Here is a 12,389-nt window from a genome sequence, read left to right as displayed (position 1 = left end):
CTTCGACCACTCGATCTACCGGCCGGCTTATTCCGCCTGTCCGATATCGCCCAGATCGTCTACCTCGACCACCGCGGCAACGGCCGCAGCGAGGACGGCCCGCGCGAGCGCTGGCGCAATGGGGCGACGACGTGCACGCGTTCTGCGACGCCCTTGGCATCGCTAATCCGATCGTCCTCGGCGCGTCGTTCGGCGGCATCCCGCGCCCAAAATAAAGCCGGCGCCCGAAGGCGCCGGCTTTGAAACTCTGCGAAAGGCCTGACGGCTCAGGCGCCGGCGTTCAGCACCGTGACTGCGCGGCGGTTCTGCGACCAGCAGGAGATGTCGTTACAGACCGCCACCGGGCGCTCCTTGCCGTAGGAGATCGTGCGCATCCGGTTCGGGTCGATGCCGCGCGAGGCGAGATAGCTGCGTACCGACTGGGCGCGGCGTGCGCCGAGCGCGATGTTGTACTCGCGGGTGCCGCGCTCGTCGGCATGGCCTTCGATGGTGAAGGAGTAGCGGTTGTAGGTCTGCAGCCACTGCGCCTGCTTCTCCAGCGTGGCGATCGCCTGCGGGCTCAGATCGGTCTGGTCGCTCTCGAAGAACACGCGGTCGCCGACATTGACCACGAAATCCTGCTGGCTACCCGGGCTTGCCGCGCTGGCCATCGCGCCATCGGCGCCGACGTTGTTCTTGGCGCAGGCGCCCATCGACAGCGCCACAGCGACCACAGCCGCCAGCTTCCATCCCTGGAGGATACGCATCTGGTATTTCATTCCGGAGCCTCCAACGCTCACGTTTTTCGACTGTTATCTGGTCTACAGGTCGATGGTTAAGCAAACATTCCGTCAACCTTGATGGAACCTTGCCAGACCCGATCAAATGCCGACAAACCGTGAAAAGCGACCGCGATAGTTAATGGTTTGTAAATGTGGCGCGAGGGTGAAGGCAAGCGCGCAGGGGCCGAAATCACCGGATTTGCGGTGTTTAGGCAACGGTGACCCAGGAATGACAAGGCGCGGAATTCGGATAGGAGCCTATGGGGCGGATGGTCTGGTCCGTCGTTGTCCGGCCGGTTCAGGAAATCGGAACGATCGAGGCCTGCTCGAAGGATCTGGCGACCCCGCGCGGCGAGGAATGGCGCTCACCGGCGCGCTGGAACAGCATCCGCCGCTCGACGGACGTCGAACGCATGATGGGAAAACGGGTCATGACCTTTTCCCGCACGGCCCGGTAATCGGACGCCATCAATGCCACCTTGGGCAAGAAGCCCGGAAACGAACGCGGCTCGGCGATGACCTCGGACATGAAGACCCGGCGATAGAACGCCTGGTGCTCGGCACGAACGAGCGCGAGCCCGGTATCGGCGTTGAAATGCTCGCATGCCATATAGGCCAGCCGCACCGTCAGATAGGGAAGGTCAGGGAACCGCCTCGCCTTGTCGGGGAGCGCAGCAAGACGAAGCGGATCGATGAAAACTTCACCTTGATCGAGCCGCGGGTGAAGAACATCGCCGAACAAGTCGGCCGAACCGGAAATCCGACATTCTGACGTCACGACGTTGAGGCGGATAGAACTACAGAGTTCTCCGTCAACATAGATTCCAAACATCCAGGCGTTGGGGGCGTCGTCGTAATGATCGCTGACGCGCTCAGACTCTGACGGCGCGGTTACTCCGCCATGCAGATAGGCTTTGTAACGCATCAAATAGATGCAATCTTTTTCCTCGGGAGTTTCCATCAGTCGGTAATCGACCCGATCGGACAACCCTGACTCCGGCCCAAAGAGCGAAGTGCGCGGTTCGGCTCCGGCCTTCATCTGTACTCCTAACCTTCCACAACAACTTCCACGAGTGAGAAAGATTAACGGCTCCTTAACAAAATTGCAAAGGCTTAGACACGTTAGGGTTAACCCTTGCAACCCGCAAAGCCGGGGGTAGCCGTGTCGAGAGCACGAACAGGGGGGATTGATTACGCTGAAGTCAGGCGATCGATCGCGAAGAAACAGCGATGAGCTGGTCGTCAGGCATGCGGCGACCGTGCGACGCATTGAGCAACTGCCGGACGCGCACGGCCGGGACCGGCGGGCTGAACAGATAGCCCTGCGCTTCCGTTACCGCCCCGTCGGCGCTGATCAATTCGAGTTGCTCGTTGGTCTCGATGCCCTCGACCACGACCGACATTCCAAGATCGGCTGACAGCCGCGCCACGCCGCGCAGCAGCGTCAGCGGACGGTCGCTATCGATCCCTTCCAGGAAGGAGCGGTCGATCTTCACCTTCTGCAATGGGAAGTTGTGCAGATAACTGAGGCTCGAATAGCCGGTGCCGAAGTCGTCGAGCGAGATCCGCACGCCGAGCGAATGCAATTGCGACAGCACGTCGTGGGTCAACTGCGTGTTACGCAGCAGCGAGGATTCGGTGATCTCGATTTCGAGCCGGTTCGCCGGCAGACCGGAGACCTCGAGTGCATAGCGGACTTCGCTGAGCACGTCGCGCTGATGGAACTGCTGCGGCGAGAAGTTGACGGCAACGCTGACGGCTTCAGGCCATTTCATGCATTCCATGCAGGCCTTGCGCAAAATCCAGCGGCCGAGATCGACGATCAGGCCCATATCCTCGGCGATTGGAATGATATCGGTCGGCGACACCGTGCCGCGGACTGGATGATTCCAGCGTATCAGCGCCTCGCAGGTCGATATCCGGCCCGACTTGAGGTTGACCAGCGGCTGGAAGAACAGCTCGAACTCCTCGTTGGCCAGCGCCTTGCGCAGGTCCAGTTCGAGGATACGGCGGGACTCGACGATTTGCGCCATCTCCTCCCGAAAGAAGCAGAAGGTGCCGCGGCCGTCGGCCTTGGCGCGATAGAGCGCCATGTCGGCATTCTTGAGCAGTGTGTCGGCGCTGACGCCGCGCGAGCTCATGGCAATGCCGACGCTGGCGCCAATCTCGACCAGATGGTTGTCGATCTTGTAGCGCTCGCTCAGGCGATCGACGATGCGCCGCGCGAGACCGGCGGCGTCGTCGGGGGACTGGACGTTCTGCTGGAATACCACGAACTCGTCGCCGCCGAAGCGCGCCACGAAATCCTCGGGCCGCAGCATCTCGCGCAGGCGAGCGGCCACCGCGCACAGCAACTGGTCGCCGCAGGGATGGCCGAGCGTGTCATTGACCTGCTTGAACTGGTCGAGGTCGACGAAAAGCAGCGCCGACAACTGTTCGGCGCCCTGCTGGGCTGCCAGAAGATGTCCGATCTCGTCGCGGAAATTGACCCGGTTGGGGAGTTCGGTGAGCTCATCGTAGCGGGCCAGATGGCTGATCTTGGCTTCGGAGTTGCGCCGCTCGGTAATGTCTTCCAGGAGCACCACTGCGCCGCCGCCGGCCATCGGCTGGAAGGTCCACGATAGCGAACGGTTTCTGGTGATGTCGGGGTCGGCGGTGATGACGTCCTTGGCCTGTGAATTCTCGATTTCGGCGAGGATCATTTGTCCACTCGCCGCTGAGATCGATCCGGCAATCACGCAGGCGGCGATGATGTCGGGCGCGCTCGCGCCCTGCTGCACGAGATCTTCGGACAGATCCATCATTTCGCAGAAGCGGTGATTCATCACCGCGAGCTGTCCGTCGCCGCGGAACATGCACAGACCGTGGGGCATGTTGTTCAAGGCGGTATCGAACTGTCCGGCGAGCGCCGCCTCGCGCTCGCGCGCCAGAAGCGCCCGCAAGAATATGCCGTGCAAATTGGCCGACATCTGCATGACAACGATAAGGAATGCAGCGGTGATGACCGACATCGCGACGTAATAGGGCGTGCCACGCAGCGCCAGCGCGATCACGGTTGGACCGAAGGCAAGTGCAGCCTGCAACTGGAATGTCCATTGCCGTCCATAGGCCCTGCCTGCGCCTCCCGATAAGACCCCCGTAATGACGGACAAACAAATCATATGGGCGACGGCGTCGTCGCTGCTCAGCATGGTGACGGCGCCCCATATGCCGATTGCAGCGGCCTGGATAATCGCCCCGATCTGATATCGCTTTTTCCACCGCTCAGCTTCGTCGGCCGTCAGGTTCGCTTTACACGCCTGGTACCGCTGCAAATCGAAAGCCCTGATGGCACCGGCCAACAGTAGAAGCCCGACGCACGCCCAGATCAGATTTTCGCCGGTCTTCAGCGCCGTCAGGCTCGCCGCGACGGCCAGGAAGAAGATGCCGACGTGCACCGGACCTTGAGTTTCGAACAGCGAATCGATCAGCGCCGCCGCAATCTTCGGCGATATCTGTCGCTGATCCGGCTCTCCGCTCTGATTTGCGAGCTGCATATGGGGGCACGCGTCTTATTAGGGGTGCGTAGTTCTACCCTTCTGAGATGAAGTCTTTCTGAGGGAACATCGTTACCGAGACGTTGCCGTGCGTTTCCGGTTGTGGAAATCTGCCTGAAAAATCAGCAGGCTAGGCAATGTTTGCCGGTTAATGACAGGCCGTCCGCGCGGCCGGGTTCCATTATGACAACAGCGGCGACCACGCCGGATCGGAGGCGAAACCGGGCGTTGGTACGCGCAATTCGTTGCGACCGGAGATATCGACCGTGTACAGCGACGGCCCGCCGCTGCCGCCGGGATCGCGGAAGAACATGACGACCCGGCCATTCGGCGAAAAGGTCGGACCTTCGTTGTGGAAACCGGAGGTAAGAATTCGTTCGCCCGAGCCGTCGGTCTTCATGATGCCGATGGCGAACGCGCCGCCGCCCTGCTTGGTGAAGGCGATGTAGTCGCCGCGCGGCGACCACACCGGCGTCGAATAGCTGCCCTCGCCGAACGAAATGCGCTGCGCCCCACCGCCGGTGGCCGGCATCACGTAGATCTGCGGCTTGCCGCCGCGATCGGATTCGAAACAGATCCGGCTACCGTCGGGCGAATAGGACGGCGAGGTGTCGATCGCCGGCGTATCGGTCAGCCGCGTCGTCGATTTCGAACGCAAATCCATCACGAACAGGTTCGAATTGCCGCCCTGCTGCAGGCTCATGATGATGCGCTGGCCGTCCGGCGAGAACCGCGGCGAGAACGACATGCCGGGGAAATTGCCGACGATCTCGCGCTGCCCGGTCTCGACGTTGAACAGGTAGACGCGCGGATCGCCCTGGCCGAATTCCATGTAGGTGATCTCTTGCGTCGACGGCGAGAAGCGCGGCGTCAGCACGAGGTCGGAGCCCCTGGTCAAATACCTGACATTGGCGCCGTCCTGATCCATCAGCGCCAGCCGTTTGACGCGGCGCTCCTTGGACCCAGTCTCGTCGACAAACACGACGCGGCTGTCGAAATACCCCTTCTCGCCGGTCAGCCGTTCATAGATCTGGTCGGAGATGATGTGCGCGATGCGCCGCCAGTATTCCGGCGAGGTGAAGTATTGCTGGCCGGTGAGCTGCTGGTTGGTGTTGACGTCCCAGAGGCGGAATTCCGCTTTCAGGCGGCCGTCACCCTGCCGCGTCATCCGTCCCGTCACCAGCGCCTGCGCGTTGATCTGCTTCCAGCTCTGGAATTGCGGCGCGGTATCGATATTGGTGATGCGCTCGATGAAGGCGGCCTGATCGATCGGCGCGAACAGCCCGCTGCGCTTGAGGTTGTTGGTGATGACCTGCGATACGCCGACGCCGACCTCGGCATCGCCAGGCGTGCCCGCCACGAAATTCGGGATCGCGATCGGCAGCGGAACGAACTCACCTTCGGGAATGGGGATCCGCTTCGGCGCCTGCGCGAAGGCGTTGCGACCGCCGGCGACCGCGCCAAGCGCAGCCATTCCGGTAATGATCTGCCGGCGGTTCAGGCGGAACGGCATTGTTGGCAATCCATCTTTGTCAGTCATCGCTTCGATCTTGCTCATGTGTGATCGCCAACGGGCGAGCGCAATCAGACTTTTTCTTTGAACACCGGCGCGAAATATTTCCATTCCTCATAGAAGGCCGCGGGCAGTTTGTACGGCTGGCACTCGATGATCGCGCGTAGCGCGCTCTCCTGGTAGACTCGGAGATAGGGCGTCGCCGGAACGCCTTCCGGAACCGGCGTGCCTTCGAGCGTGCCGTCGCGCTTCAGACGGATCGCGAACGCGACTTCAGGCTTCTGCGACTCGATCCCGCCATAAGGCTTCTTCCAGCATCGCTCAACCTGGCGCTGGAACATCGAACCCCAGGTTGCGGAATTATCCGCGGCTGCGCCCTTGGCCGTGCCGAGGGCGGCGTTCGAATTCAGCGTGTCGCCGGTCGTGGCTTGGCGCGACGGATCACGCTTGTCGAGCAGGGCCGCGATCTGGTTCTGGTCGAAGTGACGTTCCACGATCCTCTGCTTCTGCGGCTCTGGCGGCTTGGCGGCCTGCACCGGCGGCTTTGGTGGCGGCTTCTTCTCTTCCTTCTTGATGGTGTCGCCGATCTGATCGACCTTCGGCGGATCGGGCTTTTTCTCGACCTGCTTCGGCTCTTCCTTCGGCTTCTCGACGACCTTCGGCGGATCGGGCTTCTTCTCGACCGGCTTTTCCTCGACCTTCGGCTGCGGAGGCGCCGCGGTCTCGGTCACAACGGGCGCTTTCTCGGTGATCTTGCCGACAGCATCATCGACCGGCTTGGCTTCGGCGACTTTCTCGACCAGCGGCTTCGGGTTTTCCTTCTTGCCAGTCTTCATGCCCGCCATCACCTTGGCAAGCTGGTCGGACGAAACGACATCGACCGCCACCGACTCTTCCGGCGGCATTTCGAGCGCTTTGGTCGAGAACGACAGCATCACCCACCCCAGCACGAGGACGTGCAGGGCAACCGACGCCATCACCGTCTTGTCGACCTTGATCTTCACCTGCGCTTTTCCGCTCCGCCGTCAATCACCGCGCGCCGCTGCATGGCTCAGGAGCCCTGCTCCGGCACGATGACAATATTCGCCTTGAACCCCGCCGTCCGAATATACCCCAATAATTTCATCATATCCGTGTAACAGACGTCCTTGTCGCCCCGCAGGTATACCACCCTCTCGGCCTCCGACCTGGTCTCCTTGATCGCCGTTATCTTGGGCAGGAGCTCATTGGCCGGAATCAGCGTGTCCCCGAGATAGAGCTCGACGTTCGAATTGCAGGCACCGCCGGTGCGCTTGACCGACAGCGTCAGCGGGGGCGCGTTGGCTTGCAGTTGCTTGCCGCCGCCGGCGACGGGCAGATCGATATCGATGGTCGAGGTCATCAATGGCGCGGCCACCATGAAGATGATGAGCAGCACCAGCATCACGTCGACCATCGGCGTGACGTTGATCTCCGCCATCACCGCGGCACGACGCCGGCCGCGACGGCCACCACCGCCTCCGGCCGAACCTGCCATGTTCATCGCCATGATCTTGATCTCACGATGCGCTCGTCATTTGCCGCCCTCACGCCCGCTCGTCGATCTGGCGGGACAGGATGGCTGAAAACTCGTCGGCAAAACCTTCCAGCCGCTGCGCCTGCCGATTCACCTCGGACGTGAACTTATTGTAGAAAATCGTCGCCGGGATGGCGGCGATAAGACCGATAGCGGTCGCAAACAGCGCTTCCGCAATGCCGGGTGCCACCACCGCGAGCGAGGTATTTTTCGACGCCGCGATCGACTGGAAGCTCGACATGATGCCCCAGACGGTTCCGAACAGGCCGACGAACGGGCCGGCGGAGCCGACAGTTGCCAGCACCAGGAGCCGCCGCTCCAGCCGCTCGACCTCGCGGGCGATGGAGACGTTCATCACCTTCTCGATCCGCATCTGCAATCCGGCAAAGGAGCGCGACTGGCTCTCGAACGAGCGCTTCCACTCGCGCATGGCGGCGACGAAGCACGCCGCCATCGATTGCGTCGGTTTCGCCGAAAGCGCGCGATAGAGCTCCTCGATCGATTGTCCCGACCAGAACGCCTGTTCGAAGCGGTCCATCGCGCGCTTGGTGCGCGAATAGAGGAAAATCTTGTCGATCGCGATCGCCCAGACCCAGACCGAGCAGGCGAGCAGGCCCATCATGACCGACTTCACGACCCAGTGGGCCTGCCAGAACAGCGCGATCAGCGACACGTCGGCCGAGACGAGCGGCAGAGCTGACGGAGCCACGTCGGCGGGATTCATGAGTAGTATCCTCTCAACGCAAGTGTCCCTAATTCCTCCGGGAGCAAATGGCCGCCGGTTTTCACAGCCGCGCGTCGGGCGCGGCGATTTGCGCCAGCGCGAGAGCCTGTTTCCTGTCGCATGGGGGGCCCGCCGAAAGCCGGGCATTGCTTCCCCTGCCAACATGTCAAAACGAGGGCTGCCAGCGCGTCATTCCGTCCCTAACCAGACGCTAAGCTTAGTTAACTTTCGGTTACCAATAGGGAATTCCACTGCCGGAAGTCCAGTGCGGCCGGACGGTTGCGGGCCTCTGGGGTCCGGGTTCCATACGCCGACAGGTGGTCCGGGCGGCCGGCCTCGCGCCTCGTGACGTTTGTTGGCCCGGCCTCAGGGCGGCGGGTGGACAATGTGGCGAAAGCCGTTCGCCGTCATTGCGAGCGCAGCGAAGCAATCCATCTTTCCGCGTATGAGGCGCCAATGGATTGCTTCGCTGCGCTCGCAATGACGCGGAGAATGTGGCGCTACACTCGACTGTCGTCCCCCGCGAAGGCGGGGGATCCAGTACGCCGCGGCTTCTCGGTTCAATCACTGCTATCTCTGGAATACTGGGTCACCCGCCTTCGCGGGTGACGACAACGGAGCATGAGGTGACCTTCTCGCGACGCATTGCGCCCGAGGTTTGCATCTTCGCTTCTTCGCCCTCTCCTATCTGAGGGCGCAGGGAAGACCGGGTGCGCGCCGCACCCGCGGTCTCGTGTGCAAAGTGCGCAAAGGAAAACGCACACGAGCATACAGGTACAGCGGGAGCATCCCGGCCTTCCCTGCGCAATGGCTTTACGGCTTACTTCGTGCTCTCCCCGGAGAACGGCTCTTTTGCCTCCGTCGCCCCTGAGAAGCTTCGCTTCTTAAGGACTTAACGCCAGCACCGCGGCGCCCGAACCACACGACTTCGCCGTACGCTTCCGGCGCGTACGTCTAGCGCGCCATCGTCGTCCATCGCATCTCACCGCGCGTTCGTGACGTGGCCAACGCCCCTCATCTGCCGCGAGACGGACGGAGTTATGCGACTGATTTGGGTGAGAACGAAAGCGGAATATTTTCGATTCTTTTTGTTTCCTGGGCTTGACACGATTTCGGAAAATCAGAATTGAAGCAAATCAGTCACTGCGAGATGAATTGTAGCCCGCATGGGCGCAAGCGACATGCGGGAACACACGACCCCGGGGTCGTTTTGCTCGCCCGGGCTACAGTTGCCCGACGAGCAAATCAGAACAGTTTTGCCGGCACAACGAGTGCCCTGCTCGCGCGCTCTCCTTGTCGCTCGTGCAGGCGCGATCTAACATGGTGCCCCGAACATAATAATCTTGCGGACCTGAACCGCATTCGAGGGAGAAGACGATGAAGCCATTCATGATGATGGCCGCGGCGGTTGTTGCCGGCATCGCTGCCAATGCGGCAAATGCCGCGCCGCTGCCCGAGGCAAAGCCGGATGACGTCGGATTTTCGCAGCAGGGACTGGCCCGTCTTGATGATTTCTTTGCCCGCGAGATCGCTGCGAAGCGTGTGCCCGGCGCCGTGGTCGCGATAGCTCGCGACGGAAAGCTCGTGCAGTACAAGGCGTATGGCCAGCTTGATCCGACCAAGGGCACGCCGATGCCGCTGGATGCCGTCTTTGCGCTTGCCTCCATGACCAAGCCGATGGCCGCCGTCGCGGCCCTGACGCTGATGGAACAGGGGCGCCTTCCGCTGCAGGCAAAGCTTGCGGACTACTATCCCGGCTTTGCCGAAATGAAGGTGGGCGTCCCGCAAGCGGACGGTTCGCTGAGGCTCGACGCGCAGGCTTCGCCAATCTTCATCCACGATCTTTATCGGCACACATCCGGGCTGATGTATGGAGGACGACCGGACAGCTCAAGCCCGATCGCCCGTCAGTATCCCGATGGCACCGCGCCGGCGATCGAAGGCGATACCCAGGCCTTCATCGATCGCATCACCAAGTTGCCACTAGCGCACCAGCCGGCGACGGTTTTCGAGTATGGCTTCTCGATCGACGTGCTCGGTGCTGTCGTTGAAAAAGTCAGCGAGCTGCGGCTTGGCGACTACCTCACCGGCAATGTGTGGCAGCCGCTCGGCATGAAGGACGCCACGTTCCGCCCCACCGAGGCGCAGCGCGCACGTCTTGCCCGGCCCTTTCCCAATGATCCGCTGACCGGCAAGCCGCAGGCGATCAAGCTGCTCGACACGCCCACCAAGTTCGATTGCGGCGGCGCCTGCGCGTTTGCCACCGTGGGCGACTATGTCCGCTTTGGACAGATGCTGCTCAATGGCGGCGAACTCGACGGCCAGCGCATTCTCGGGCCCAAGACCGTGCATCACATGATCTCCAACCACCTTGGGCCTGACATCAAGAACAACGTCGCCAATGTGGAGCCGCATCGCGGCGGCTTCAGCTTCGGCCTTAGCGTGGCAGTACGCACCAGCGAGGGCCTGTCGTCGGTACCGGGCAATCCCGGTGAGTTCACCTGGAATGGCGCCTACGGCACGCAGTTCTTCTGCGACCCGAAAGAGCGCCTGGTCGTGGTCGTGGGAACGGCGGCGCCCGGCGAACTTCGGAAGTACTATCGCGAGCAGGTGCAGGACATCGTTTACGGCGCCATGGTGCGGTAGTTTGCAGTCCGCGAGTGAATTAGGAGCCCGTGACGCGAGTCCCGTTTCTCATCCGCGTATGAGTAGAGTCTGTTCGTCATCTGAGCCCATGGGGCTCGGTTGAGCAACGGGACGGGGCGTGGAGCGCTCAGTTTGCTCAAGCGCCCCGTCCCGTGGCGTCGTAGGGGCGCTGAGTTACGGGGTCACCGTACGATATGTACAAAACTGCACGCTAAGGACGGCGTACCTCGAAGTAGGTTTTGCCACCACGATGAAAGCCGGCTCCCTCATAGAAGCGTAGGGTGGTCTCCAGCTTCGAACCCGTCGCCAATAGGACTTTGTAGCAGTCGGCCTGCCAAGCAACATCGAGCGCATGAGAACACGTTGGCCGAGCCCCAGCCGACGGTAGTCGGCGTGAGTGACTACATTCTCAATCACCCCATACGATCTACCGCCTCGAGACAGGTTAGGCACGATCGCGAGCGTGCACGAAGATACAAGCAGTTCCGCTGCTTGCGCCACGATCACGGTCATGAAGCTGGATGTAAGCAACGTCGACCAGACGCGCTCAGCAGTAGCTGTCTCCAACTGAGGATCGTGCGGATGAAGGTGTCGGTAAAGGTTCAACACCTCGGGCAGCTCGTGTTCTGCCGCAGAGCGGATAATGGCTTCGGTCATGTACTGATAAGGATCATGGCTTTGTAGGGATACTATCAGAAACCATCAAATTGTTTCCTTCAGACATTGTCCCGGGGGTCGCTTCGCTCGCCTGGGCTACGGTTGCCATGCGCTCAGACAGAAATCTTCTCCGGACAATTCGCTAGTCGCGCGGGAACGCCGACGGCGGTGCAGCAGGGCGGCACATCGTGCTCGACGACTGCGCCTGCGCCGATCTTGGCGCAATCGCCGACGCTGACATTGCCGAGAATGGTCGATCCGGCGCTGAGCAACACTCCCCTGCCGATCTTCGGCGCGCGGTCCGGCTGCGAATGAATTCGGCCGATGGTGACGTTCTGCAAAATCGTCACCTCGTCGCCGATCACGGCAAAGGCGCCGATGATGATGCCGGTGGCGTGATCGAGAAACACCGACGTGCCGATCGAAGCGGTGGGGTGAATGCTGACCTGAAGCTGATCGGACGACAGGCTTTGCAGCAACAGCGCCAGATCGTTGCGGCCTTCACGCCAGAGCCAGTTGGAGATGCGCCAGACCTGTAGCGCGACGTATCCCTTGAAGTTCAGCAGCGGCGGCAGAAGCGCTGTCGTCGCGGGATCGTGAATGGCAATGCTTTGCAGATCGCGGCTCGCCGCGTCGATCAGATCGGGCGAAGATGCGAAGGCGTCACGGGCAAGCTGCGCAAAGCACGCGCGATCCGCGTGCGTCTTGCCGAGCCGCGCGCCGATCTGGTGCGCCAGCGCATGAGCGAAGTCGGGACGATCGAGAATGGATGAGGAGAGCGCGGCGCCGAATACCGGGTCGCGCGCCAGGGCGCTTTCAGCTTCGCGGCGGATCGCGTGCCAGAGTTGATCGACAGACAGCATTTCAATCATGACGGCCGCCTCGGATTAGCGCATCCACATAATAATATAGGCCGGCCGCGAAGCAGCGCCATGAGAGCCGCAGCGGAGTGCAGGGAGGACAACATCGTGCGTCCTTCCAACCATCCGTTTCCCGG

The 12,389-nt window shown here is 61.7% G+C and carries 9 protein-coding genes; 1 reads left to right on the top strand and 8 read right to left on the bottom strand.

The features are described 5' to 3' along the window. Window positions 1-266 precede the first annotated feature (266 nt). The 7 genes from pal to tolQ form a co-directional block, all read right to left on the bottom strand. Entirely contained in the window at window positions 267-758 is a 492-nt protein-coding gene (gene pal, locus V1292_RS12315) for a peptidoglycan-associated lipoprotein Pal (RefSeq protein WP_028351332.1), read from the bottom strand. Window positions 759-1,059: 301 nt separating this feature from the next. Continuing rightward, on the bottom strand, window positions 1,060-1,800 hold the full coding sequence (locus V1292_RS12310) for an N-acyl amino acid synthase FeeM domain-containing protein (protein ID WP_334372816.1): 741 nt from the start codon (window positions 1,798-1,800) through the stop codon (window positions 1,060-1,062). Between the two features lie 163 nt (window positions 1,801-1,963). Then, on the bottom strand, window positions 1,964-4,297 hold the full coding sequence (locus tag V1292_RS12305; protein ID WP_334372814.1) for a putative bifunctional diguanylate cyclase/phosphodiesterase: 2,334 nt from the start codon (window positions 4,295-4,297) through the stop codon (window positions 1,964-1,966). Window positions 4,298-4,478: 181 nt separating this feature from the next. Next, window positions 4,479-5,810, bottom strand: coding sequence for a Tol-Pal system beta propeller repeat protein TolB (gene tolB / locus V1292_RS12300; protein ID WP_334377022.1), 1,332 nt, complete (start codon window positions 5,808-5,810; stop codon window positions 4,479-4,481). 71 nt (window positions 5,811-5,881) lie between these two features. Beyond that, a complete protein-coding gene (locus tag V1292_RS12295) occupies window positions 5,882-6,808 on the bottom strand; it encodes a cell envelope integrity protein TolA (protein ID WP_334377021.1) in 927 nt (308 codons plus the stop codon). 53 nt (window positions 6,809-6,861) lie between these two features. Continuing rightward, entirely contained in the window at window positions 6,862-7,338 is a 477-nt protein-coding gene (locus V1292_RS12290) for a biopolymer transporter ExbD (protein WP_065743115.1), read from the bottom strand. A 37-nt stretch (window positions 7,339-7,375) separates the two neighbouring features. Next, window positions 7,376-8,089 carry a protein TolQ gene (tolQ, locus tag V1292_RS12285; protein ID WP_057847291.1) on the bottom strand — a complete coding sequence of 238 codons (714 nt, stop codon included), beginning with the start codon at window positions 8,087-8,089 and terminating at the stop codon, window positions 7,376-7,378. A gap of 1,377 nt (window positions 8,090-9,466) precedes the next feature. Between tolQ and V1292_RS12280 the strand changes: the two genes are divergently transcribed. Next, window positions 9,467-10,735, top strand: a complete 1,269-nt coding sequence (locus tag V1292_RS12280; RefSeq protein WP_334372812.1) for a serine hydrolase domain-containing protein — start codon at window positions 9,467-9,469, stop codon at window positions 10,733-10,735. A 770-nt stretch (window positions 10,736-11,505) separates the two neighbouring features. On the opposite strand, the gene V1292_RS12270 is transcribed toward V1292_RS12280, so the two are convergent. Beyond that, on the bottom strand, window positions 11,506-12,264 hold the full coding sequence (locus V1292_RS12270) for a serine O-acetyltransferase (protein ID WP_334372810.1): 759 nt from the start codon (window positions 12,262-12,264) through the stop codon (window positions 11,506-11,508). Window positions 12,265-12,389: the final 125 nt, after the last annotated feature.

This window comes from Bradyrhizobium sp. AZCC 1719, from assembly GCF_036924525.1.
Taxonomy (GTDB): domain Bacteria; phylum Pseudomonadota; class Alphaproteobacteria; order Rhizobiales; family Xanthobacteraceae; genus Bradyrhizobium.
This window is presented reverse-complemented; position numbering and strand designations above follow the sequence as displayed.